Raw genomic sequence first — 24,865 nt, forward strand, 5'->3', positions numbered from 1 at the left:
CCTTGGAAGAGGGGATTATCAACCTGCTTTTAATTATCGTATGATTTCATTGTTTTTAGCAGTGGTGAACTGTCGCCACCTGGATACAGGCGGTCTTTACCGATTCTTTTTTCGGCGTCCTCGATGTCTCTTAGGAGTATCATTTGTCTTTTTTGCAAAGCTTCGATCTGTTTCTCGTTCAGATTATCACCCACAACCCGGCGCCAATCTTCTGCAGAGGTTTTACGAAGTTTATCCACGACGGATTGTTGCGGCACGAACGAGTTGATCGACATTTGCAGTTCAGAGGCGTCGTCTTTTAGATCGCGCAGTTCCTGTCTAAGGGCTGCAAGGCGGCCTTTACCCTGGGAGATTTTCTCTGTGATCTCGGCTTGTTTTTTTAGATTCTTATCCAGCCTGTCAACGCGATTGTTAAAGTGCGCAATAGGATCCATGGACTTTCCATTATCAAATGCAAGGCCGTGGTCGATCGCGACAACCTTGCCATCACTTTTCTGGAGATAGTTTCTGCCATGGCGATCTCCGTTGGCAATCAGATAGTCAAAGAAGCCAAGTTCGCTGGGATCTCCGACGTAGTCTGCGGAATCATCGATTTTCTTAAGATCCTTCACGCGATATTGAACGGTGCCTTCTTTGCCGTTAAGTTCTTTTTTAACGGTGACGGGCACGGATTTTAAGCCAAGGTATTTATCAACGGCATAGGCGGCAACTTCATTTTTCCCGGTATCTGCAACCCACGAGTTGTCCGTTTGCTTCCAGACGCCTTCCATTCCGTTATCATATTTTACGAACTTCGCACCAAAAGCTCCTTCGCCAACAGGTTTACTGGCGATGATTTTGCCTTCGGATAATTGCTTTTCCAAAGGCGCGAGATTCGATGGTCCTTTTACGGCCTTCTGTGCAGATGTCGTTGCAGTGGAGGTCACTGTCGTCCAATCTCCATCAGCAGCGTCCAAGGCAGCGTTTCGTTTTTCAGCAGCGACCATCATTTTGATGTGAGAAGAAAGCTCGTTGACCATGGTTTGAGGAACAGCACCAATCGCCAGTAACGAAGCCGCAAGGATGCAATTGTCTTTCTCAGCTTGTTCAGCGGTTGGAGCGCTGACGCACGCATTGGTGGCTTTTAAATCGGCTAACTTTTCACTGAAGCACGCTTGATGAGTGACCGCTGCCATACTGGCAAAGTCCGTCCCAAGAGCCGCAGTCTTAAGAATCTTCATTCCGTTTAAGGAAACCATGCCGGTCGTGCGTGCCAATGCTGACGTTTCAAACGCTTTGGCCGTGGCAGCTCCCACTTTCCCTAACACAGCAGCGCCTCCACCCATAAAGAGTGAACCCACCATCACGCTGGTATTCAAATTGTCGGCGCCTTCGCCATAGCGGGCGTTCGCGTGACAGGCTACGGTTTCAAGTTGCGGGTTGGATTTCAAAACAATAGTGCTGACTGCGGGATCGGCAAGGAGCTCGTTTCGGGCGGCGCGATCCAGCCCTTCAGGGCCCGCGGTATAAATGGTTCGTGACAGAGTATTGCGATTGCTTTCTAAAATTCCATTGGCAACGGAGTACGCTTGAGAAAGATCTTTTTTTAACTGCGCTTCCGGAATTTCTTTATCAGAGCTCGTGTAGTTTTCGATCACTCGTTGAATTCCTGGCGCGCCAGAAAGGGGGATCGAACTTAAAATGGCCTGATAAGACTGACGATAGCCAATCCATTCTTTGCAGGCTTTGTAACCGGCACCTTTGGTTGTGCCTTTGGGATATTGGCCTTCCAGTGCTTCATATGTTTGCGGGCACACTGGAGTTGCCAGAGCCGGATCACTGGTAATTTTCTTACCCAGTTGTTGTGCTTTCAGCTTTGCCAGTCTTGCCATGGCAAGTTTGGATTTCAAACCTGTAGCCGCAAAGTCTTTGTCGATGCCTTTTGAAGTAGTTGCCGCAAAATCACCAGCGCATTTTAATTCGCGGACTTGTTGCTCGGCCAAAAGAATGAAATAACGATCTTCATCGCTGGCAGTAATAGACTGACTGATTTTACCCAGTTCCTGGGAGGACTTTTTTAAACTGTCAGAAGAAGGCTCGCAGGCAGGATCCTTGGGATTTGACGGGGTGAGGGGCGCACATTTTTTGCCGGTCAGTTTATAAGCCTGTTCAGAAAGGGCTTCCAGCGGTCCTGCATGAACAGGTCCGGAAACTAAAAACAAAGTGCAAATTAAGAATGAAAATAAGCTCCGCATCCAGGGAAACTCATCGGAAAAAACGAGTCCTTAGATTAGCTGAATGTACGTATCAAATCGGGATTTCAGGTGGGGAGAATAAAAAAGCCCTCGGGATTTCCCAAGGGCTTTTTGAATTTTGCATTTATGATGCGATTACATCTGACGGGCGCGTTTTTCAACAGCCAGGGCTGCTTCACGAACCACTTCAGACAAAGTCGGGTGGGCGTGGAAAGATCTTGCCAGATCTTCGCTGCTGCCGCCGAACTCCATACAAACGATCACTTCGTGGATCAGCTCAGAAACACTTGGGCCCACCATGTGCGCGCCCAGGATTTTATCTGTTGTTTTATCGGCGATGATTTTCACGAAACCTTCCGTGAAGCCTTTCGCGCGAGCACGGCCGTTTGCCAGGAACGGGAATTTACCAACGTTGAACTCGATGCCTTTTTCTTTGCATTGTTCTTCAGTCAAACCAACAGTTGCAACTTCCGGGTGAGTGTAGATAACACCTGGAACTGTGTTGTAGTTCACGTGACCTGCTCCACCAGCCAGCATTTCTGCGACGGCAACGCCTTCTTCTTCCGCTTTGTGCGCAAGCATTGGGCCTGCGATAACGTCACCGATCGCGTAGATACCTGGAACTGTCGTTTGGTAGTGGCTATCCACTGTGATGCGACCTTGTTGATCTTTTTGGATACCAACGTCTTCAAGACCCAAACCTGTTGTGAATGGTTTGCGGCCTGTTGCCACGAGAACAACTTCCGCTTTTGCAGTCGTCGCTTTACCATCAGTCAAAGATTCGTAAGTCACTTCAACGCCGTCACCAACAACGTTGGAACCAGTTACTTTCGTGGAAAGAAGGAACTTCATGCCTTCTTTTTCAAGGTTACGCTTAAGGACAGTCATGCAGTCCTGATCAGTAGGGCCACCCAAGCGGTTGGTGTACTCGATCACTGTAACTTCAGCGCCCAGACGCTGCCATACAGAACCCAATTCAAGACCGATCACGCCACCACCAACAACGATCATCGTTTTTGGTACTTTAGGAATGATCAAGGCACCTGTGTTGGAAACGATTCTTTTCTCGTCGTATTTCAGGAATGGCAATTCAACTGGTACTGAACCAGAAGCGATCAGGATTGATTTTGTCGTCAACACTTGCGTGTTGCCGTCATCGCCTTTCACTTCAACTTTGCCAGCGCCCAGGATTTTCCCGAAGCCGTTAAAGCCAGTGATTTTGTTTTTCTTAAACAGGAAGTTGATACCATCAGTGTTGGCCTTAACCACTTTGTCTTTACGACCCAGCATTGTTTCAAGATCCAACTCAACCTTAGGCACGCGAATACCGTGAGCCGCGAAATCATGTTGAGCAGCTTGATAGTGCTCAGAACTTTCAAGAAGTGCTTTGGAAGGGATGCAACCTACATTCAAGCAAGTGCCGCCGTAAGTTTTGTCTTTTTCAACAACCGCAGTTTTAAGACCCAGTTGTGCCGCACGAATAGCGCCCACATAACCGCCGGGACCAGAACCGATAACAATAAGATCAAATTGATTGTCTGCCATAAATGTAAATTCCTCTGGGTACTTTTATACCCATCTTAGCATCAGTGGTCACTTAGAATTCATGACACGCGTCATGATGGGAGTGTGAAAAAGCAACGAATTATCAGGTACTTAGTGGTTTTAGATATAATTATAACTTAGTACCTTGCATTCCGAGGTACATCGGAATATATAGTAGTCCATGAGGTTCCCATGAATGTGCAATTTAAAAAGGGTGTGATTGAGCTTCTGGTTCTTTCGCTTCTGAATAAAAAAGATCGCTACGGATATGAACTGGTCGAGGCGATTTCAGAAAGCATCGAAATCGCCGAAGGCACGATCTATCCATTATTAAAAAGAATGACGGATGAGGGGTATTTTAAAACTTACCTTCAGGAGTCCAGCGAGGGGCCACCGCGCAAGTACTATCAGATGACAACGAAGGGTCGAACGTATTTCGAAGAGCTTCGTAAAGAGTGGCGTGAATTTGCAAAAAGTGTTGAAAAGATTTTGGGAGAGTAAATGACGAAGGCAGAGTTTTTCGAACAACTAAATGAAGGTTTGAAGAAAGTTAGAAAAGACGAGCGAGCTGATATCATCGCTGAATATGAAGGGCACTTTCACCACGCCATGGCCAAGGGGAAAAGTGAACAACAGATCTGTGAAGATTTGGGCTCTGTTGATCAGATCATAAAAGACTATCGCATTGGTAAGATCCTGGCGGATCAGGTGACGGGTGAGGCAGGAAATGCAAAATCAATCGCTCGGGCGGCGTTGATACTGATGGCGTTGGCTCCTTTGAATTTTATTGTGTTCATCGGACCCTTTTTAGTCGGTGTCGTTTTATTGGTTACGGTGTGGGCAGTCGGAGTTTCTTTCCTGATGGTAGGGATGACTTCAGTTTTTGCGATGTCGTTTTCTCTATTTGCGAATATTTTTACGCCCATTCTTCTTTTGGGGAGCATTGGTGTCGTTGCGCTGTCACTGTTCTTTATTTTACTTCTTATTCCAATGACTCATATGGCTGGTTTACTGATCTTCAGATATTTGAAGTGGAATCTGGATTTTGCGAGAGGGCACTAAAATGAAAAAATATTACGTAATTTCTTTAATCGTTACTTTTGTGACGGCTGTTGTCTGTTTGGGTGTTTCGGGAGTTGCGATCTATGGTTGGAGCAAAGACGATCAAAAGAAAGCCGGGAAATTTTTTGTTGAAAAGACCGCCGTTGTAAAATCAATTGCGTGCATCGGAGATCGTAAAGAGGTTTCCAGATCCGCAGGCTTAAAACCATACACTTTAAGCGCCGCTGAAATTAGTGAAGTCGATTTGAGAGTCAATTTAGGTAAGGTCGTTATCGTGGGAACAGAGGCAGGCGAAATCAAGCTCGTTCCTACGGAGCTTGAGGCAGATTGCGAAATGGTTGTTTCGCAGAAGAAAGATAGCCTAAAGGTAGAAATTCTTAAGACAGATTCAAAATCATCAGGCTGTCAGGGTGGGGTTGTTGCAGAGATTCCACTAAAGACTAAGATCGAAGTCGAGAACGCCAAGGGTGATGTGAGCATTTCGAAAATGATCGGAGAAGTTAAAGTTCGTATGGGCGCCGGTATGGCAACTGTTCTCGACTCTATGAAAGAAGTCGACATCAAGATTGGTGCGGGAGATATCGAGCTTCGGGGGCAATCAAGCGAAGTGAAGGTGCAAGTGGGTGCGGGTCGAATTATGGCAAAGCTGACTCAGAAGATTTCTGACGGTGAGTGGAGCTTAGAGAATGGTGCCGGTGATATTGAAGTGGAAATTCCTGTCGAACAGACGGCAGAAGAATCGTTAAAGGTTGGAATGGGTAAAGTTACGGGAACCAACCTCGGGAAAGAAGATTCGAACTTTAAGATTAAAGCCCGATCTGGCATAGGAAATATCGAAGTAGTTAAGAAATAATAAAAAAGGGGCTGTTAAGCCCCTTTTTTATTTAAACCATAGTTTTCAGCAGGCCGCCTTCGACTCTCATTGCGGATCCAGTGATCGCCGAGGCCTCGTCGGTAGCTAGGAATGCCACGACATTGCCGATTTCTTCTGTGCGAATAAAGCGCTGAATGATTGAAGTCGGGCGAGCGGTTTTGAAGAAACCTTCCTCGACCTGTTTTTCGGTGATGCCGTCTTTGTCAGCAAGCTGTTTTAGGAATGTGCCGACACCTTCTGATTTTGTGGGACCAACCAATACAGAATTCACAGTTACGTTCGTGCGTGTGGCTACTTCAGCCATTCCGCGTGCTAAAGCGACTTGCGCGATTTTTGAAACTCCGTAGTGAATCATCTCGGTTGGAATTTGCAGGGCTGATTCGCTGGAGATGAAAATCACTCGGCCAGAATTCTTTTTAATCATGCGTGGGAAATAGTGACGGGACAATCTCGCACCTGACATGAAATTTCCATTCCACATTTTTTCCCAGTCTTCGTCGGTAATGTCGGCGAATTCTTTCGGTTCAAAAATACCGAAGTTATTTACCAGGACATCCACTTCAGGGAAAAGCTCGATCACTTTAGAAACCCCTGCGGTCGTCGTCAGATCTGCCGCGACACCGTGAAGAGAGGCTTTATTCGCGCCGGATTTAACCAGCTCATTGATGGCAGATGCGACACGCTCTTCGCTGCGACCGTTGATGATGACGTTAAAACCTTTTTTAGTAAGGCTTTGCGCGATGGCGAAGCCGATGCCTGCTGTGGATCCGGTGACTAGTGCTAATTTGCTGCTCACGATGCACCTATTTTTTTCTGACGATCACGTCGATGGAGTAGTGGTTGTAATTAAGGAAAAACAAAACCACGGTATAAAGCAGGATGTAAATCATTTGAATTCCCACAATGTCCCAGTTTTGAATCAGGCAGCTTCCTGCCATCAGCATGATCATAACGAAAAGGCCCGCGATCAGCGTAGGGAAAGTGAATAAACCCAAAATTAACAAGAGCCCGATGATCGCCTCTACCGGTGGAATGGCATAGGCGAAAGCCACGACCGACCATTGTGGCAGTGGAGCATCTTTAAATGTGTCAGTGATCCAGGTGATGAACTTGCTATAGTTGCCGCCAAAGCGCACAACCCCATGAAGAAAAATATTAATACCTAAAGCGATTCGCAAAATTGAAACGGCAATGTCCTGATGATTCAAATTCATGGTGGTCTCCTGCTTGATAATTAAGAGTAGACCTTTTTGAATCAACATTCAAACGCGCCGTGATCACAAAAGGCGCGAGGGCGCCTTTCCGGTATTAGTAGGAGGACATGAGGCCGCGGCTGTCTTGGTATGTTTGCACGGCTACGAAGTAGAACTGGCCTTTCTTGGTCAGGTCACTTGCGATGTAAGCGACAGAGCCCGGGTTTTTAGGATCCACTTTGGCTAAGTGATAACCGACATACTTGGGCGTTTTAATCGTGAGCGTGTAGCTGTTGGTGATTTCCCACTTCACATTCACTTCAAAGTCCACGATCTCTTTGATCGCGTCCGTGCTGATTGCGATCAATCCACCCTTGGAGTCTTTAAATTGAAAGCTCATCTTGTCGACTCTTAATGCCTGACGAATGAAGCTGCCGTTTTTAGTCAGATAGTTCATGCAGGCTTGTGGGAAGTAAGGCGAATAAACCCAATCGTAAAAAGCGATCTCGTCCAGATACTCGACCGTTGCGCCATCAATGTGCACATCCAAAGTTTTCAGTTTTGAATACCCTGTTTTGATTTTAAATAGGGGAGTTCCGTTCCCCGCTATGATATTGGCGTCCATCCCGGCGCTGATTGACATCTTTTTTGAAATCTCTGGAAGCTCGGCCGCTGTTGTTTGATACAAATTAGTTGGCATGCCTTCATAGGTTTGTGGGAAGCAGGTTTTAGAAGGAGAAACCAGGCGCAATTGTTCAGGCGACCCTGACAACAATGATCCAACGCCGACATCCGCTAAGGGTTGTTGGAAAGGAATGTAACCTTGATCAGCGATGAAGTTGTCATACTGAGTTTTCGGACTGCATGCGATCATGCTGCCAAACGTGATGCCGACCAAAACTATCTTTGTACCCAATGTTCCCATAGTGCCTCCAAGCAGGTGGATCTATCGGCGCTGCCCCTCATGACTTAAGTCTGGCTCGTTTTGCACAAGCTTTATACAGATCTCCGTGTAAGCTGGATAAATTTGAATTGAGTGAGTACCAAAGTGAAACTTGAAAAGTTTTGATCAGAGTTTAGATAGAAACAGAAAAATTCAGTCCTAAGTAATCACTGCATATAAGGAAAATTTTAAAAATATTTTTGAAGAGTCGTTATCCAGATAGTTCACGCGAACTCACGTTTCTATTTTTTGAATAATATCTATCTAGAATTTACCAGGAAGGTAAACGGCGAACGAAGTAAGTCCGTACCGCCAAAAAGGTACGGACTTACTTGATTGCTTGCGTGAAAAAACAAAACCCCGCGGGGTGCGCGGGGTTTGATGCGGTATTGCTACCAAAAGTGTGTCCGTACCTTTTGAAATTAGACTTCTAGAAGGAGTCTTTCTGGATCTTCCACAAGCTCCTTGATTTTTACAAGGAAGCTTACGGCTTCTTTACCGTCGATGATTCTGTGATCGTATGTCAAAGCCACGTACATCATTGGGCGGATTTCAACTTTACCGTCGACTGCCATTGGGCGGTCCTGGATTTTATGCAAACCCATGATTGCCGATTGTGGGAAGTTTACGATCGGAGTTGAAAGAAGAGAACCGAATACGCCACCGTTCGTGATAGAGAAAGTTCCGCCGCCCAAATCGTTCGGGGAGATCTTGCCATCACGGCCTTTAGCAGCCAAATCGCGAATCGCGATTTCAATGCCAGCCAAAGACAAAGTATCAGCGTCTTTTACGTTTGGAACCATCAAGCCTTTTTCAGTCGATACCGCGATACCGATGTTGTAGTAGTTGTGGTATTCGATGTCAGTGCCAGAGATCCATGCGTTTACCGCAGGGAAAGCCTTCAATGCTTCAACAGAGGCTTTAACAAAGAAACCGTTGAAACCAAGGTTGATACCGTATTTTTCTTTGAACTTGTCTTTGTACTTCGCACGAAGCTCCATCACTTTCGTCATGTCGATTTCGTTGAAAGTCGTCAAAAGAGCCGCCGTGTTTTGAGCCTCTTTTAGTTTTTCAGAAATACGTTTACGGATCGTCGTCATCGCCACAAGTTTTTTGTCACCTTGTTTGGAAGGACCCGTTGCCACAGGAACCACCGTAGGCGCCGCCGCTTTGGCAGGCTTGTCCGCCGTAGCTCCAGCAGGAGCGGAGGAGGAAGCTTTAGCGGCGGCGGATCCAGGAGTTGCACCCAATACATCACCTTTTGTCAGGCGACCGTCTTTACCAGTGCCTGCAACCTGTGAAGGATCGATTTGGTTCTCAGTCACGATTCTTTGAACCGCTGGAGAAAGATTTGGATTTGAACCTGCTTGAGCTGCCGGAGCCGCTTGCGAAGGGGATGCAGAAGTTTGTGCTGCTGGTTGCGCTGGAGGTGGAGGCGGAACTGAACCCGCGCCCTTGTCCGCCGTAGCTCCAGCAGGAGCGGAGGAGGAGGCTTTCGCATCAGTATCAAGAGTGGCAACAGTGGCACCGATCAAAACGGTTGCACCAGCTTCACTGCCAGGAAGGATCGTCAAAACGCCATCGTTTTCAGCGACAACTTCAACACTCGCTTTATCAGTTTCAAGAAGCATCAAAACTTCGTTACGTTTTACGAAGTCGCCTGATTTCTTTGTCCAGCTGCCAATCGTCGCTTCAGTGATCGATTCGCCTACTGCGGGAACTTTAATCTCTTGTTTCATGTTGCATATCCTTTAGCTAAAGATGCTTTTAATAATGTCAGCTTGTTCCGTTTTGTGTCTGTGGATCGAGCCCACCGCCGGAGACGCCTTTTCAGGACGGCCCGCGTATTCAAAACGAAGTTGCAATCCAGCTTTTTGCACCACTTCAATGAACTTGAAGTAGACGTGCTGGAAGGCACCCATATTTTTTGGTTCTTCCTGAGCCCAGATAAGTGTCTTAGCCTTAGGGTAGCCCTTAAGGATTTCAGAAACCTGACGAGCCGGGAATGGATAAATCTGCTCAAGGCGAACCAGAGCGATGTTATCCTTTTTGGATTTTTCTCTTTCATCCAGAAGTTCGTAATAGAACTTACCGGATACAAACACCACAGTATCCACTTTGGATTTATCCGTGTTGTCTGCAAGGACCGGCTGGAATGTACCGTTAGCCAGATCTTCAATTGAGGAAACAGCTTTTGGATGTCTCAGCAATGATTTTGGCGTCATGATCACCAGTGGTTTTCTAAAGTCACGAACCACCTGACGGCGAAGCGCGTGGAAAATCTGCGCTGGAGTCGTCAAGTTGCACACTTGCATGTTGTACAAAGCGCAGCTTTGCAAGAAGCGCTCAAGGCGGGCAGAGCTATGCTCTGGTCCCTGACCTTCGTAACCGTGGGGAAGCAACAATACCAGGCCAGACATTTGCTGCCACTTGGATTCAGCAGCGGCGATGTATTGGTCAATCACGATTTGCGCGCCATTGACGAAGTCACCGAACTGGGCTTCCCACATAACCAAAGAGTTTGGATCCTGAACTGTGTAACCGTATTCGTAACCCATCACGCCGTACTCGGACAGAATAGACTCTGCCACCAAAAGTTTTGCTTTCGGATTTGTATCAGCCAGTGGGAAGAAGGCTTTATTTGTTTTTACATCGTACATACCCGCATGACGGTGAGTGAAAGTACCGCGAACGCAGTCTTCACCGGTCAAGCGAACTGACTTGCCTTCAGACAACAAAGAACCATAGGCAAGAAGTTCGCCCATGCCCCAGTCAACCGGAGTTTTACCGGAAGCCATGTCTTTGCGGCTTTCCAAAAGTTTGATCAGTTTTGGATGCGGAGTAAAGTCAGCAGGGTAAGAAGCGGCTTTTTCACCGATCTGTTTAAGCTTTGCCAAATCAAAGCCCGTGTTCACTGGTTTGTCTGCATCGGCTTCAACACCTTTGCGAAGTCCTGACCAGTTGCCTTCGAACTTGAAGTTTTTAAGTTTCGGAGAAGCTTTCTTAGTGTCTTCGAAAATCTGTTGCAGACGATCCATCGCTTTTTGATAAAGCTCGTCTGCGACTTTTTGCTCAACACTGTTTTCACCAGCAAGTTTCGCTGCATAGATTTCGCGAACTGTCTGGTGAGCTTTGATCAGATCATACATCAATGGTTGAGTGAAAGCAGGTTCGTCACCCTCGTTGTGACCGTATTTACGGTAACAGATCAAATTCACAACCACGTCTTTACCGAATTGCTGACGGTAGCGAACCGCGATATCCATCGCACGCACGCAAGACTCAACATCGTCACCGTTACAGTGAAGCACCGGTGTGAAGGTCATCTTCGCCGCATCGGAAGCATAGCGGGTGGAGCGGGCGTCTTTAGAACCCGTCGTGAAACCAACCTGATTGTCGATGATGATATGAATTGTACCACCCGTCGTGTGCGAGTGAACGGCCGCCATCTGCATTGTTTCCTGGATGATACCCTGACCTGCAAAGGCCGCATCACCGTGAATCAATACGCAGACTGCACCCTTGCGATCGCCACCATTCAAATCTTGAGAAGCCCGAGTGATACCCAAAGCAACTGCATTCACAGTTTCCAAGTGAGAAGGGTTGTATGCCAAAGTCGCTTTAACCGCAGAACCGTTGGCAGCTTTTTTCTCGGTCTTATAACCCAAGTGGTATTTTACGTCGCCGTCGAAATCCTCGATTGGTTTTTCAAGTTCCAATGGGCCATTGAAATCACCAAAGACGTACTCTTCACCTTTGCCAAAGAAATTAACCAGCATGTTCACGCGACCACGATGGGCCATACCCATGTGAATCTCTTTAACACCGACCGCAGAGCCGCGCTCTACCACAGTGTCCATCATCGCAAGAACAGAATCTGCGCCCTCTACAGAGAAACGCTTTGTTCCCACGTAACGGGTGTGAACGAATTTTTCCAATGTTTCGGCTTTCGTCAAAGAAGCCAGAACATTTTTCTTTTCTTCATTGGAAAGTTTAAATGAAGGAGCTTCGAACTCCTGCAAGAGCCATTTGTATTCAGCAGCTGTTGCATCAGAAGCCTGCAATGCGATTTTACCGCAGAAAGCTTTTTGCAAATGCGCGATCAACTCTGCAAGAGTCGCGTTTTGTTTGCCCACCAAGGCACCGATTTGAAATTTTACATTCAAATCTTTGTCGCTTAGACCGAAAGTTTTAAGGCTCAAAGCTTCATTCGCCTGAGGTTTGTAAAGAGGATTCAAATCCGCTTCAAGGTGTCCTTGTGCGCGGTAAGCTTGAATCAACTGAAAAACTGAAAGCTCTTTGTCGGACATCCCGAATTTGCCGGATTGAGCAAACTCCACTCCCTCAAAGAAACTTCTCCACTCTGGAGCTAGCGTTTCAGGCTTTGCTTTGAAGTCACCATACAGGGCTTCAATGTATTCAAGATTTGAACTGTTGATACCATTGTTGTTCACGGAATTCCTCACTTTACGCAGACCCTTGTTTTTTCCAAAAACTCGCGCATTTGTAACGCGTTAATGCATAGCAAAAATCGAGAGTTTTAATATTCAAGGAAGCACTGTCATGATAGCTCTGATTTTATTGAAATAGAAGGAGTTTAAGCGTGTATAAGTTGGTGCTAATTCGACACGGGGAAAGTGTTTGGAATCAAGAGAATCGCTTCACAGGTTGGCAAGACGTTGATCTTTCCGAAAAAGGTCGTGCCGAAGCTGCAAAAGGAGGCAAATCACTCCACGAAAAAGGCTTCCAATTTGATGTTGCTTATACAAGCGTACTAAAACGCGCGATTAAAACCCTCAACTTCGTTTTGGACGAGATCGATCAAGTGTGGCTTCCTGTCCACAAAGATTGGCGCTTGAACGAACGTCACTACGGCGCTCTTCAGGGACTTAACAAAGCAGAAACTGCAGCCCGTCATGGGGAAGAACAAGTTAAGATCTGGCGTCGCAGTTACGATGTTATGCCACCTGCTATGGAAAACAATGATCCCCGTCATCCTTCGCACGATCCGCGCTACAAAAATGTGGCTCCGGGACTTTTGCCCAGCGCAGAATCCCTAAAAGAGACGGTGTCGCGCTTCCTGCCGCTTTGGAACGAAACTATTGCTCCTAAAATCAAGTCAGGCCAAAAGGTCCTAATCGTGGCCCATGGCAACAGTTTGCGTGCCTTGATGCAACATCTTGAAAATATGACACCGGATCAGATCATGGGCGTGAATATGCCTACGGGTATTCCGCTAGTGTATGAACTTGATAAAGATCTGAAAGTGATCGGCAAAGAATTCGTGGGTGACCCTGATGAAGTAAAGGCCGCGATGGAAGCTGTCGCAAATCAAGGTAAAGCAAAGTAAGCCGTACTCATTCCGTTGTTGCCGAAATATTTAAAAAAAATTGAATTTTCAAAAGGGGATTTTAAAAAATCCCCTTTTTTTTGACGTCGCCTTGACAGTTTTTAGATCGATTCCATAGTTAATTATGAGAAGTGATCCGGAAACTTCCTCGATATTTTAAGCACTCCAGCTTGGCTGGAAATACCTCTGCACAGCAGAGAATTAACGTTTATTTTAGGAGGATTTTATGTCAATGCGTTCATTATCACCATGGTCTGCCCGTCGTCCATCCAACGATATCTTCAGTCAATTTGAAGAGTTCTTTAACGACGTGGATCGCGGCTTCAAACCCGCTCGCGCTACGATGGATTTTTCACCCTCTGTAGATATAGAGGAAAATGAAAACGCCTATATCGTAACGACGGATTTGCCAGGCTTTAAAAAAGAAGACATCAAAATTGAAATGGCAGACAACGTTCTGACTATTTCAGGCGAAAGACTGAAAGAAGCCGGAGATAAAAAATACTCCGAGCGGTCTTACGGTAAATTCCAGCGCACCTTCAGTCTGCCAGTGCATGTCGCCGGCGATAAGATTGAAGCATCCTACAAGGATGGTGTGCTTGCTGTGACTTTGCCAAAAGCTGAAGGCACAAAGAGCCGTTCAATTAAAGTACAATAAAGCTAACGTTTGAGGTTGGTAAGGCTCCGCCGTCGCCGAGGCTATGGCGGACAAGTCCGGGGCTCTCTCATTCCTCCCGAACTCTTTCTTCCTTCTTCTCTTTCTCCACGTTTTTTGTTGTTACCCTCTCCTCTCGGGCTTGCCCGCCGTAGCCTCGGCGAAGGCGGGCCTTATCAATCATCAAACCTTAGCTAAACACACCCCGATTGTTATCGAGGTGTGTTTTTTCTGAATCTTTCATAATCTGACCAAGTTTTATTCAGCCTCTCGAATTGATCGCCTCAAGACGAGCAATATTGGTCAAGCACCAGGGCATCACGTAAAGTGTTCCATGTGCTTGTTTCCCGAATCTACCAGGAGGGTGTATGAATAAGTCGATAAATAACCTGATGCTTTTAATGGGAGTGACTTTTGTTGTTTCCTGCAGCCCCAGCCAAAATGGCGGCGGTATTAATTCTGGCGCATCCATGCAGGCCAGCTCTGTAAATCAAGCCAAAGTAAATTTTAGTTTGGTGGATGCTCCCAATAAAGACATAAAGTCCGTTGTTGTGGATATTGATCATTTGGAAGTACTTGTGGCTGGCGCATCCAAGGCGGGAAGATTGCAGTTGGCAAAAGGCCTTGGTCCCGTGGACCTGTTACAACTTCAAAATGGCGTAAGCCTTCCGCTGCAAAGTATTGTGGCTCCGGATGGATTGCAGATTCAGCAAATTCGTCTGATTCTAAAGGAATCGGGTCACTATATTGTTAAGAGCGATGATTCGGTTTGCGAGTTGAAGACTCCAAGCGCACAGAAAACAGGTATTAAAATTATTCTTACGAACAAAGTTCAATTCGAAGCCGGGCACCAATACAATGTGACCGTGGACTTTGATGCAAATAAATCAGTTGTTCTTCAAGGCAACGGTGGGTGCCTGTTGAAACCGGTATTGAAGCTCCTTTCTGTTACGAAACAGGAAATACCTGAAGTCGTCGAACCGCAACCTACACCAGAGCCGACAGTCACTCCTTCACCAAGTCCAGAGAATCCTCCAGTGGAGATCATCACAACTCCAGATGAAAACGATCCTTCAGGGGATGGCTGGGATTATGATCCAATCAGTGATGATGAGGTGCCATTTGTGGACGAAAATGGGTTGTCACAATTGTAGAACTTAAGAGTGCCAAAAGAGCCAGCCAGTGGGTTGGCTCTTTTTTTTGAGGAGAGCATGAATACATCAGAAAAGAATTTCATCCTAGGGGCCATCGACGAAGCTTTGGAGGAACATTTTCTTCAAAAGAAAAGTGAAATCGCCCCCTTCATCGCACGACACTTTAGTCTTTCGGAAGCATTTAAAATTCAAAAACATTCTGTGTTGTTAGACCTGGCCTTGTACCCGGTAAATACCCTGTGGTCTTTGCCTTATCTTACGTTGAAGAAAATTGCAGAAACTTTGGATAAAGTGGGTTGGAGTCATGGCAATGCTTTAGTTAAAAAGCTTCCGTCGGGTCTTAAAACCCGTTATCAGCGCGCCACCGAAAAAATGCTCCTGGAAGAATTTTTGGGAAACTCTCATGAGGCAGTATTTACCAGTTTGCAAGAACGACTGGAGCTTGAGTCTTACCTGTCAAAATCGGATATCCAAATGATGAAAAATAAAACCTGGGATATTTATAGGGAAGAAGTCGACAAATTCACGTCTGCTCAAGTCCTGGTGACGGACCTAATCGCCACCGGTATTACTCTGTTGGCAGGCAAATTCTTCTTTAATGACGGAGGATTGAGCGTAGCTGGCATGGGAGGAAAGATTGCAAAAAAAATCGTGAATGAAAACGCCGCTGACAGATTTGTTTTTGGCAAAAAAGCAGGATCTGTTTTTTATAATATTTTTCCTGTGGCCCCAACTCAAACTCAGGTCTACACAGCGACCATCGGGGTGGGATTGATACTGACGGTGGTCAGTGTTGGAGCTGCGATTTTTAGCGATCCAATTCGTAAAAACCTGGGAATTCAGGCGTATAAATTAAATTCTTTGGTCTGTTCCTTGGAACAGAATCTTTATATGACCTTGAAAAACGAGATAAAAAACAAGGTCGGAGACAGAAAAACGTTTTTAAAATCGGCTTAACTATCGGTCACCCTCTGCGTTGTTACATCCGGTTTTCTTTTGAATACCTTCACATTGACAAGCATGAGATATAAGCTTTTGCAGAGAGGTTTATATATGCAGGCACAAAGAACTGAAAAAGAGAAAATGTTAGCGGGCGAGCTTTATCTGGCTGATGCCGCCTTACAAGCCGAGCAGGTTTTGGTTCAGCAGCGGGTGATGGAGTATAATCAATCAAACCCCGCGGATGCAGAACTGCGCAGCAGCCTGCTTGCGCGAATCGTAGGAAGTGTCGGTGAGCGCGTGGTATTGCGACCTCCGTTTCAAGTCGATTATGGTTCCAATATCTCTATCGGTTCGCGAACCTTTATCAATTTCAACGCGGTCTTTTTGGACTGTAACAAAATCACCATCGGTGAAGACTGTCAGATTGCTCCGGGTGTGCAGTTTTATACGGCTACTCATCCACTGGATGCAAAAACCCGCAAAAGCGGTCTTGAATCCGCACAACCAATTACAATTGGCAATAACGTTTGGCTGGGTGGCAATGCCATCATCTGTCCCGGCGTAACCATCGGTGACAACACCGTCGTCGGTGCCGGCTCGGTCGTAACCAAAAACCTGCCGGCTAATGTGTTAGCCGTAGGAAATCCCGCCAAAGTTATTAGAAATCTCGAATAATTCCCCCGGGGTAACAGTTCCCTTTTCGTACTGCCACGCAGTACGAAAAGGGAACTGTTACCTCTAGGAAGCGAATCTATGGTTTACTTGTTCTATGATTTTAATTCGTGATATTTCCACTTTATTGACGATGGAGGGGGCTGCTGCAAACGAGGGCCGCCGTGTGACGGAAGCTGATTTGGGTATTGCCCAAAAGCAGGCGATTCTTATCGATAAAGGTGTCATTCAGTGGGTGGGGACTTCGGGAAAAGTTCCCAAGTCTTTTGCGAAATCCAAAATCAAGGAAGTCAGTGCCAAAGGGCTGACAGTGCTGCCGGGTTTTATCGAGTGTCATACTCACTTGATATATTCAGGTAATCGCGCGGCGGAATTTGAGCTGCGCAATCAGGGTGTGTCTTATCAGGAAATCGCTGCCAAGGGTGGCGGGATTTTGTCGACGATGAAAAACACCCGTCAATCTTCTGTCGCAGAACTTGTGCGCACGGGACAGCAGCGTATGGATCACTTCGTCTCTCAAGGGGTGACGACAGTTGAAATCAAATCGGGATACGCACTGAATTTAAAAGACGAATTAAAAGTTCTGCAAAGTGTGCAGAAACTTTCGGGTGCAAGAACAGTCGCGACGTTTTTGGGTGCTCATGCTCTTCCGCCGGAATTCAAAACTTACGAAAGTTATCTCGAGCATTTGGGCGATGTGGTTTTGCCACAGGTGAAAAAGAAAAAGCTCGCAAATCGCGTGGATGTTTTCATTGAAAAAGGCTTTTTTCCATTGGAAGCTTCGGAAAAATATCTGCGCAAGGCCCAGGCCCTGGGTTTTGAAATTCTGATTCACGCGGATCAAATGACTTTGTCGGGGGGAGCAGATCTGGCAGTTAAGCTTGGTGCATTGTCAGGTGACCATCTTTTGCAAATCACTGATAAAGAAATCAAGAATCTTGCGAAGTCCGATGTGACCTGCGTGATGTTGCCGGCAGCAGACCTTTATACAAAAACAAAGTATCCTCCAGCAAAAGAGTTGATCGCTGAAGGTGCGCGTGTTGCTCTCGCGACAGATTTTAATCCCGGCACTTCTCCCACTCAGGATTTAAACTTGGTAGGGTTGTTAGCGCGCCTGGAAATGAAGATGACTTTGCCCCAGGTGATTGGCGCTTACACAGTGGGCGCGGCCCACGCGTTGAATCTGCAAAAAGAAATCGGATCCATAGAGGTTGGCAAGTCTGCTGATATTTTGTGCATCGATCAAAGCTGGGACTGTCTGTTTTATAGTGTCGGGGAGCGACCTCAAAAGATGGTTTTCTCTCGAGGCAAAAAGATTTATGACAGTCTTTAATAATCCATTGCGTCAGAAAATTTAAGAATCTTACATAAATTATAAATTTTTGTTTGAACTCTATGCTCTTTTCTTTCTAGTCTTGTGGTGTGACCGGGGGGGAGCAGCTTGTGAGATCATCATATACGACATTGATGCAGTCGAAGTATTTTAATCCTGCGTTTAATAGCGCCATATTCGATGGTCCGGTTCGCATTTACTTTGCGCAATTCCACGAAGCTCTTGCTTTGAAAATCTACTTCATGGTGCAACAGCAGTTGGTTCAAGAAACTGCCAAAGCAAAAGAAGCCGCGAAAGCTTCTGGCGCCAACATCCTGGTGATGATTTACCCAACGTCTGACAGTTTCCAACTTTCCTTCGAAAACGCAAAATCCGAGAATCCTCTTGAAGTTGAAAAATGGGGCGAGGATGTGGTCATCGGATTACGTGGACCGCTCGAAGATGAGAATCTGGATCTATTAATCGATACTTTGCGCATGACAATGAACAATTGGAAGCCAGCAAGTCTGGTTCGTTCTGGTGCGCTTCAGGAACTGTGATATCATTAAAAACATGAATAAACGTGGTCAGATCGTGGTGGAGTACGTACTCCTCCTAGTCATTGCAACAGGCGTGGCTGCCTTATTGGTAAGCCAACTGGTCAGCCGTAATGCTGACGATCCGGGTGCATTGACGGCGAAATGGCAGTCCATTTTGAACGCTGTCGGTTCTGACGTTCCTGATTCCAACAAATAATCCAAAATTTGAAATTACAAAAACGGATTTCCGCGGTGATTGATTTCTTCCTCGATGGCCGCCTGCATTTTTTCCTGAATGTCCTGGGCGATTTCGTGCACCAGTTCAGCATCTTCGACAGCACTTGGTTTGTAAGGCAGATGAATCGGTTCTAAGAAGCGAATGCGCCACTTAGCGGGCAGAGGCAGGATATTTAAAGGCAACGGAATGACCGAGCCCTTTAAGAACTTGGTAAATTTTAATTTCTTCAAATTGATATGAGTCTCTTCGGCACCCAAAATCACGACCGGAACAATCGGGGACTGAGTTTCCAAAGCCATGCGCACGAAGCCGCGTTTAAATTCCTGCAGCTGATATCTTTTGCTGGTGGGTTTGAAGTTACCGGCCTCGCCCTCGGGGAAAAGCACGATGGCATTTCCTTTTTTAAGCGCATTCACGCCGTTTTCATAAGTGGCTTCAGTGAAACCCATTTTCTGGGCGGGGATGGCAGTCGTTTCTGTTAGAAACCAAAAATGGTGGGTTAGTACGCGCGGAACGCGTTTTCCCTCTTCCTGCACGATGTGTCCCAGCAAGAAGGCATCAAAACCTGAAAAGCCGGAATGATTCGGGGCGATCACCACAGCGCCACGGCGTGGGATGTTTTCAGCTCCCAGAATTTCCATGCGAAAATACTTACGTAGGATCTCAAGCAAAAAACGCGGCAAAACCCTAAAGATCAAAGTATCCTTGTCGAGGTTCTTCAATCCGAAGATTTTTTCGTTGGGTTTCTGCAAGAAATTCTTCATGATTACTCTATTAGGCTAGAGGTGAATATATGTCTTCTACTTTTATCATGGCGATTGATCAAGGGACAACCAGCTCAAGGGTCTGCATTATCAATCAAGCCGGAGGTCTTGTCTCCGAAGCACGGGAAACATTTAAACAAATTTTTCCAGTACCCGGGTGGGTGGAGCACGATCCTGAGGACATTTGGTACACTACGCAAAGATCGATGCGTCTGGCGATCGAAAAAGCCAAAATTAAACCATCAGAAATTAAAGCCATCGGTATTACCAATCAACGTGAAACAGTGATGGTGTGGGATAAGAAAACTGGCAAACCCGTTTACAATGCCATAGTTTGGCAGTGCCGTCGCACGCAGGCCCAGTGTGAAAAACTTAAGAAAGCCAAAAAAGAAAAAACGATCACAGCGAAAACCGGCTTGGTGCTGGATCCTTATTTTTCAGCGACAAAAATTCAGTGGATTTTATCAAATGTAAAAGGTGCCAAAGAGCGGGCTCGCAAGGGCGACCTTATCGCGGGTACGGTTGATACGTTTTTGCTTTCGCGTTTGACCGAGGGGCAATCCCACAAAACAGATGTGAGCAATGCCTCGCGCACGATGCTGATGAATATCCACACGGGCTGGTGGGATGAGGAACTGACTAAACTTTTCGGCGTGCCGGAAAGCATGCTTCCTGAAATTTGCCCTTCCAATGCGGATTTCGGTGTGACCCGAGGTTTGGGATTTATGCCGGATGGAATTCCTATATGCGGGATTCTGGGTGATCAACAGTCCGCTTTGTTTGGACAAGCTTGTTACGAACTGGGTGATTCCAAATGTACTTTCGGAACCGGCAGCTTCCTGCTGTTGAACACCGGGAAAAAAGCCGTGAAATCCAAGAACCGTCTTTTGACGACGGTGGCGTGGAAATTAAAAGACAGTGATATGACCTATGCGCTGGAAGGCGGAGCCTTCGTTTGCGGAGCTGCGGTTCAGTGGCTGCGTGATGGCTTGGGTTTGTTTCAACAATCTTCGGAAATTGAAGCGTTGGCGAAAACAGTTGAAAACACCGAAGGTGTGGAATTCGTTCCGGCTTTAACGGGCTTGGGGGCACCTCACTGGAAACCCGATGCTCGCGGCGTGATCTGTGGTTTAACCCGCGGGACAACCAAGGCTCACATCGCACGCGCAACCCTGGAAGCTATGGCTTTGCAAAACGTGGATATTCTGGTCACGATGGAAAAGGATTTGGGTAAAAAACTTAAATCCGTTCGCGTGGACGGCGGGGCTGCTGCCAATGATCTGTTGATGCAAATGCAGGCGGATTATACGGGGGTGAATGTCATTCGTCCCAAGAATCTTGAAACAACGGCATTGGGCGCAGCCTTTATGGCGGGCTTAGGTTGTGGTTTGTGGCGCGATATGAAAGAAATTAAAAAAATATGGGCGACGGAAAAAGAATTTAAGGTCAAAATGTCATTAAAGGATCGCAAGGCACGCCGAGTTCGCTGGCAAGAAGCTTTAAGCAGAGTGTAATTATGGCTCAAATGACTCAGAACGTTTTTAAAAAAGTTCCGGTTTCTGAAAAGAAATTTTTGTTTCGGGAAATTGCCCACGACAAATTGCAGATCAATGTAAAGGGTGATGACGATTCATTCTTTAATCTGATTGCCGTGCAGACGGAAAAGGATGCGGATTTACTTTGTCATCACACTTCCAACTCTCAGGCGTTTGAAAAAAATCAATCCGTTATGGTGAACTTTGCCTTTAAGGACGAGCGCTACTTTTTCCGTACGGATCTAAGTTTCTCGGCCGGCTGGGCGCATTTGAAAATTGATGGCGATTTATTTCAGCTTCAGCGTCGTGCCAATGCCCGTATCGAGTTACCAAGAAAATACGACGGCGTGTTTCGCCTGACTAAGCATGGTTCACAAAAGTTTTTCCTGGATTCCAAGATTTTGGATGTCAGTGCCGGTGGCCTGCGCATCGCTTTTCCTCACGAAATTCCGGCTTTCAAAGTAGGGGACACGGTGCAGGGATCCATGCGTTTAGGCATACGCCGTGCGATCGATTTTGATTTGGAAGTTCGCTATGCTTCGACCAAAGATGGAATTCAGATTGCAGGAATGCAGTTTCTGAATATTGACACTCGCATGGAAAGTCGCCTGTTAAGCATGATGGTGGACTTGCAGCGCGAGATTTTCATTAAGTATCCGTCAGAGGACTGATTCTAGAATTACCTTCCCATCTTTACTGACTCCATGAACAATGAAGTCATGAACGTTGAGATTCAAAAGCGCAGTTTTTGGCAGTTTGTCGGTCCGGGAGTTTTGGTTGCTGTGGGTTACATGGACCCCGGCAACTGGGCCACGGATTTAGAGGCGGGCTCGCGCTTTGGCTTTAATCTTCTTTGCGTCGTTCTTTTATCCAGCATCGCTGCGATGTTTCTGCAATCCATTTGTGTGCGTGTCGGAGCTGTGACCGGTAAGGATCTGGCCGAGCTCTGTCGTGATCAATACCGTCCCTGGGTTAAAAATGCCCTGTGGGTGCTCGCTGAAATCGCGATCATCGCAACAGACATAGCCGAGGTCCTTGGAACAGCCCTAGCATTTCACTTAATCCTGGGTGTTTCTGTTGAGACCGGCGTTTTAATGACCGCACTGAATATGATCTTCGTCTTTATCTTTCAAGGTAAGGGCCTGCGCCGCATGGAAGCGCTGGTGCTGGGTTTCGTGGTCATGATCCTGTTGTGTTTCGTGGCCCAGGTGTTTTGGAGTTCGCCTCCGTGGCTTGAGGTTGCGAAAGGTTATGTCCCGCGCCTAAGTTCTTTCCCCGATGCCCATGCTTGGTATGTGGCGATCGGTATTATGGGTGCGACCGTTATGCCGCATAATCTTTATTTGCATACGGCCGTCGTGCAAAGTCGGGTGATGAAAAATAACGACGTGGAGCTGGCGTATTCGATGCGCATGATCACGTGGGAAGTTATTCTAAGCTTAAGTATTGCCTTCTTTATTAACTCAGCCATTTTGATTGTCGCGGGTTCCGCGTTTCATTTAAATGACTATTTAAATATCACCGAGATTCAGGATGCGCATAAACTTCTAAGCCCGTTATTGGGCGCAAGTGCCGCTAGTTTCCTATTCGCTCTGGCCTTGTTCGCCGCCGGACAAAGTTCAACGATCACGGGCGCTATCGCAGGGCAGGTTATTTTGGAAGGCTTTATGCATTTTAAAATGCCAGTGTGGCTTCGCCGCGCGATCGCGCGAATTCTGGCGATCATTCCAGCCTGGATAGGCGTTCACTATTTTGGCGAGCACGCAGTGGGGAGTCTGCTGGTGGGAACACAAGTGATCCTAAGTCTGCAGTTGCCTTTTGCGGTGGTGCCGTTGTTGGCGTTTGCAGGTAATCGAAAAATCATGGGTCATTGGGTGATGTCGGTAAAAATGAAATCATTCGGTTGGTTGATCTGTGCGGTGATAATCGCGGCGAATGCTTACATGCTATATCGATTGATTCAGGAATAAAAAAAGCCCTCTGTGCGAGGGCTTTTTATCTTAAGCTTGCTGATCTTTTTGATCGTCCATCATTTTCTTAAGACGACCTACAAACGCTTTCAGCATGCAGTTTGCCCAAACTGGCAAATCATTTAGAAGCTCCTGAAAGCCATCTTCTGAAACTCTGACCACGACAACATCAGTCGCGCACTTTGCAGAGGCCGAGCGGGGAGCGTTGTCCAGCATCGCAAACTCGCCGAAGGATTCACCTTCATTGATCGTGCTGATTTCAACTTCGTTGCCCGTGCGATCCAGGGTGCAGATCTTAACGGTGCCGGATTCGATGATGTAGAAATGCTTTTCCACGTCACCTTGAAAGAAAATGAATTCGCCGGCTTTGTATTCCTGTTTGTGTAACTGCTCGAGTGCTGACATCCGTGTCGCCCTTTTTGGTGTGTTTAAATTATTTTACTCAGATCTCGCACGTTCTTGATATAGGAAATCTTCTTATCTGCCGAAATTTTTAGGTCCGCCAGATGGCGTTTGTTTGAAAACGGAATTACGAAGTGCTTGAAGCCCAATTTATCGGCTTCCTTAATACGACTTTCTACAAAAGAAACTCCGCGAACTTCACCAGTCAGTCCGATCTCGCCGAAAAACACTGTTTTTGCGTCAAGATCCCGACGTCCCTCTGTGGACAAAATGGCAGCAGCCACGGCCAAATCCGCAGCGGGCTCTACCAACTTCAATCCACCCACGACATTTACGAAAATATCGTTATGGGCTAAGCGCACATCCAAGTGACGATCAAGTACTGCCGTCAGCAGGTGCAGACGATTCACATCAATACCCAACGACGTACGGCGTGGCATTGCCATATTCGTTGAAAGAGTCAAAGCCTGAACTTCACACAATAGGGGGCGAGTGCCCTCCATCGAAGCGAATACTGCTGAGCCGATCAACTGATCACCGCGCTCTTCCAGGAACAATTCAGAAGGATTTAAAACCTCTTCCAAACCTTTAGTGTTCATTTGGAATACACCCAGCTCGTGAGCCGCACCGAAGCGGTTTTTCAAAGTTCTAAGCAGGCGGAAATCGTAAGAAGTATCGCCGTCAAAGGAAAGCACGCAGTCCACCATGTGCTCCAAAACTTTTGGACCCGCGATGGCGCCGTCTTTGGTAACGTGACCGATTAAGATTACGGCAATACCTTCATTCTTAGCCAGTCCCATCAAGTGTCCCGCACATTCGCGAACTTGAGAAACCGAACCCGGCGCCGCCTGAAGATCAGACAGATACATGGTTTGAATAGAGTCGACGACCAAAACGTCAGGCTTTTTGTGACGAGCCAGTTCCATCACATTGTGCAGGTTGCTTTCTGCACCCACTTCAATCAGCGGGGAGCGAATCCCTAAGCGATGTGCGCGGGAGCCGGTTTGTGAAACCGATTCCTCGCCAGAGATATAAAGAACCTTGTGCTTGTTATCCGCAAGACCGCCAGCCATTTGCAGAAGCAAAGTCGATTTACCGATGCCCGGTGATCCGCCTAAAAGTACGAAACTTCCCTTAGCCAAGCCACCACCCAAAACGCGGTTCAGTTCCTGAAATCCAGTACTGAAACGATCCAATTTGATCGCCTCGAGGCTTTGGTCCAGTGAAACAGGTTTCCCCGGATTGCTTGATTTTTCGACAGTTCCCGCAGAACCTGTGGACCATCCTCTGGTTTTGGGCTCTTCCAGCTGCAATTCCTCGACGAAAGAATTCCACGCACCGCAGTCAGAGCATTTGCCCTCCCAGCGAGGTCGCTGAGCACCACAATTTTGACAGGTATAGACAGTTTTATTTTTCGATTTTGCCATAGATATTCGGTATCATTATTAGGAGACGGTGACAAGGATGACGCCGTCTGATTC

The 24,865-nt window shown here is 46.7% G+C and carries 24 protein-coding genes; 14 read left to right on the top strand and 10 right to left on the bottom strand.

Features of this window, described 5'->3' with window-relative positions:
* Nucleotides 1-29 precede the first annotated feature (29 nt).
* Nucleotides 30-2,201: a hypothetical protein gene (locus ACLWNV_RS05140; protein ID WP_413586842.1), complete on the bottom strand. Its 2,172-nt coding sequence runs from the start codon at nucleotides 2,199-2,201 to the stop codon at nucleotides 30-32.
* 168 nt (nucleotides 2,202-2,369) lie between these two features.
* Nucleotides 2,370-3,779 (bottom strand): dihydrolipoyl dehydrogenase, encoded by a 1,410-nt coding sequence (lpdA, locus tag ACLWNV_RS05145; RefSeq protein ID WP_413586843.1) that lies wholly within the window; start codon nucleotides 3,777-3,779, stop codon nucleotides 2,370-2,372.
* A 192-nt stretch (nucleotides 3,780-3,971) separates the two neighbouring features.
* Here lpdA and ACLWNV_RS05150 point away from each other — a divergent pair, with 192 nt between their 5' ends.
* From ACLWNV_RS05150 to ACLWNV_RS05160, 3 genes are read left to right on the top strand one after another with little or no spacing between them, the layout of a single operon-like run.
* A complete protein-coding gene (locus ACLWNV_RS05150; protein WP_413586844.1) occupies nucleotides 3,972-4,280 on the top strand; it encodes a PadR family transcriptional regulator in 309 nt (102 codons plus the stop codon).
* Entirely contained in the window at nucleotides 4,281-4,841 is a 561-nt protein-coding gene (locus tag ACLWNV_RS05155) for a DUF1700 domain-containing protein (protein WP_413586845.1), read from the top strand.
* 1 nt (nucleotide 4,842) lies between these two features.
* The gene (locus tag ACLWNV_RS05160; RefSeq protein WP_413586846.1) at nucleotides 4,843-5,694 is read left to right on the top strand and encodes a hypothetical protein; all 852 of its coding nucleotides are present in this window, start codon (nucleotides 4,843-4,845) and stop codon (nucleotides 5,692-5,694) included.
* Between the two features lie 31 nt (nucleotides 5,695-5,725).
* On the opposite strand, the gene ACLWNV_RS05165 is transcribed toward ACLWNV_RS05160, so the two are convergent.
* From ACLWNV_RS05165 to ACLWNV_RS05185, 5 genes are all read right to left on the bottom strand, one after another.
* Nucleotides 5,726-6,511 (bottom strand): SDR family NAD(P)-dependent oxidoreductase, encoded by a 786-nt coding sequence (locus ACLWNV_RS05165; RefSeq protein ID WP_413586847.1) that lies wholly within the window; start codon nucleotides 6,509-6,511, stop codon nucleotides 5,726-5,728.
* Nucleotides 6,512-6,518: 7 nt separating this feature from the next.
* On the bottom strand, nucleotides 6,519-6,929 hold the full coding sequence (locus tag ACLWNV_RS05170; protein WP_413586848.1) for a DoxX family membrane protein: 411 nt from the start codon (nucleotides 6,927-6,929) through the stop codon (nucleotides 6,519-6,521).
* 94 nt (nucleotides 6,930-7,023) lie between these two features.
* Complete coding sequence (locus ACLWNV_RS05175) at nucleotides 7,024-7,833, bottom strand: hypothetical protein (protein WP_413586849.1); 810 nt, start codon at nucleotides 7,831-7,833, stop codon at nucleotides 7,024-7,026.
* Nucleotides 7,834-8,273: 440 nt separating this feature from the next.
* A complete protein-coding gene (gene odhB, locus ACLWNV_RS05180; protein ID WP_413586850.1) occupies nucleotides 8,274-9,590 on the bottom strand; it encodes a 2-oxoglutarate dehydrogenase complex dihydrolipoyllysine-residue succinyltransferase in 1,317 nt (438 codons plus the stop codon).
* A 12-nt stretch (nucleotides 9,591-9,602) separates the two neighbouring features.
* Nucleotides 9,603-12,305, bottom strand: a complete 2,703-nt coding sequence (locus ACLWNV_RS05185; RefSeq protein ID WP_413586851.1) for a 2-oxoglutarate dehydrogenase E1 component — start codon at nucleotides 12,303-12,305, stop codon at nucleotides 9,603-9,605.
* Between the two features lie 149 nt (nucleotides 12,306-12,454).
* On the opposite strand from ACLWNV_RS05185, the gene gpmA reads away from it, so the two are divergent.
* The 8 genes from gpmA (at nucleotide 12,455) to ACLWNV_RS05225 (ending at nucleotide 18,692) form a co-directional block, all read left to right on the top strand.
* On the top strand, nucleotides 12,455-13,201 hold the full coding sequence (gpmA, locus tag ACLWNV_RS05190; protein ID WP_413586852.1) for a 2,3-diphosphoglycerate-dependent phosphoglycerate mutase: 747 nt from the start codon (nucleotides 12,455-12,457) through the stop codon (nucleotides 13,199-13,201).
* A gap of 226 nt (nucleotides 13,202-13,427) precedes the next feature.
* Complete coding sequence (locus ACLWNV_RS05195) at nucleotides 13,428-13,859, top strand: Hsp20/alpha crystallin family protein (protein ID WP_413586853.1); 432 nt, start codon at nucleotides 13,428-13,430, stop codon at nucleotides 13,857-13,859.
* 365 nt (nucleotides 13,860-14,224) lie between these two features.
* Nucleotides 14,225-15,010: a DUF4382 domain-containing protein gene (locus ACLWNV_RS05200; protein ID WP_413586854.1), complete on the top strand. Its 786-nt coding sequence runs from the start codon at nucleotides 14,225-14,227 to the stop codon at nucleotides 15,008-15,010.
* Nucleotides 15,011-15,067: 57 nt separating this feature from the next.
* The gene (locus tag ACLWNV_RS05205) at nucleotides 15,068-15,967 is read left to right on the top strand and encodes a DUF6635 family protein (protein ID WP_413586855.1); all 900 of its coding nucleotides are present in this window, start codon (nucleotides 15,068-15,070) and stop codon (nucleotides 15,965-15,967) included.
* Between the two features lie 63 nt (nucleotides 15,968-16,030).
* A complete protein-coding gene (locus ACLWNV_RS05210) occupies nucleotides 16,031-16,627 on the top strand; it encodes a sugar O-acetyltransferase (RefSeq protein ID WP_413586856.1) in 597 nt (198 codons plus the stop codon).
* Nucleotides 16,628-16,721: 94 nt separating this feature from the next.
* Nucleotides 16,722-17,957 carry an imidazolonepropionase gene (gene hutI / locus ACLWNV_RS05215; RefSeq protein WP_413586857.1) on the top strand — a complete coding sequence of 412 codons (1,236 nt, stop codon included), beginning with the start codon at nucleotides 16,722-16,724 and terminating at the stop codon, nucleotides 17,955-17,957.
* Nucleotides 17,958-18,067: 110 nt separating this feature from the next.
* Nucleotides 18,068-18,496, top strand: a complete 429-nt coding sequence (locus tag ACLWNV_RS05220; protein ID WP_413586858.1) for a hypothetical protein — start codon at nucleotides 18,068-18,070, stop codon at nucleotides 18,494-18,496.
* Nucleotides 18,497-18,509: 13 nt separating this feature from the next.
* Nucleotides 18,510-18,692: a hypothetical protein gene (locus tag ACLWNV_RS05225; RefSeq protein WP_413586859.1), complete on the top strand. Its 183-nt coding sequence runs from the start codon at nucleotides 18,510-18,512 to the stop codon at nucleotides 18,690-18,692.
* Between the two features lie 14 nt (nucleotides 18,693-18,706).
* Here the strand turns inward: ACLWNV_RS05225 and ACLWNV_RS05230 are convergent, their stop codons facing one another.
* A complete protein-coding gene (locus ACLWNV_RS05230; RefSeq protein WP_413586860.1) occupies nucleotides 18,707-19,477 on the bottom strand; it encodes a lysophospholipid acyltransferase family protein in 771 nt (256 codons plus the stop codon).
* A 29-nt stretch (nucleotides 19,478-19,506) separates the two neighbouring features.
* Between ACLWNV_RS05230 and glpK the strand changes: the two genes are divergently transcribed.
* From glpK to ACLWNV_RS05245, 3 genes are read left to right on the top strand one after another with little or no spacing between them, the layout of a single operon-like run.
* Nucleotides 19,507-20,991 (top strand): glycerol kinase GlpK, encoded by a 1,485-nt coding sequence (gene glpK, locus ACLWNV_RS05235; protein WP_413586861.1) that lies wholly within the window; start codon nucleotides 19,507-19,509, stop codon nucleotides 20,989-20,991.
* 2 nt (nucleotides 20,992-20,993) lie between these two features.
* The gene (locus ACLWNV_RS05240; protein ID WP_413586862.1) at nucleotides 20,994-21,683 is read left to right on the top strand and encodes a flagellar brake protein; all 690 of its coding nucleotides are present in this window, start codon (nucleotides 20,994-20,996) and stop codon (nucleotides 21,681-21,683) included.
* 33 nt (nucleotides 21,684-21,716) lie between these two features.
* Nucleotides 21,717-22,982 (top strand): Nramp family divalent metal transporter, encoded by a 1,266-nt coding sequence (locus tag ACLWNV_RS05245; protein WP_413586863.1) that lies wholly within the window; start codon nucleotides 21,717-21,719, stop codon nucleotides 22,980-22,982.
* Nucleotides 22,983-23,012: 30 nt separating this feature from the next.
* Here ACLWNV_RS05245 and ACLWNV_RS05250 read toward each other — a convergent pair whose 3' ends face one another.
* Together ACLWNV_RS05250 and radA are read right to left on the bottom strand one after the other, a co-directional pair.
* Nucleotides 23,013-23,387, bottom strand: coding sequence for a Crp/Fnr family transcriptional regulator (locus ACLWNV_RS05250; RefSeq protein WP_413586864.1), 375 nt, complete (start codon nucleotides 23,385-23,387; stop codon nucleotides 23,013-23,015).
* A gap of 23 nt (nucleotides 23,388-23,410) precedes the next feature.
* Nucleotides 23,411-24,811, bottom strand: coding sequence for a DNA repair protein RadA (radA, locus tag ACLWNV_RS05255; protein WP_413586865.1), 1,401 nt, complete (start codon nucleotides 24,809-24,811; stop codon nucleotides 23,411-23,413).
* Between the last annotated feature and the right edge of the window lie 54 nt (nucleotides 24,812-24,865).

Source organism: Bdellovibrio sp. HCB274, from assembly GCF_047306075.1.
Lineage (GTDB): Bacteria > Bdellovibrionota > Bdellovibrionia > Bdellovibrionales > Bdellovibrionaceae > Bdellovibrio.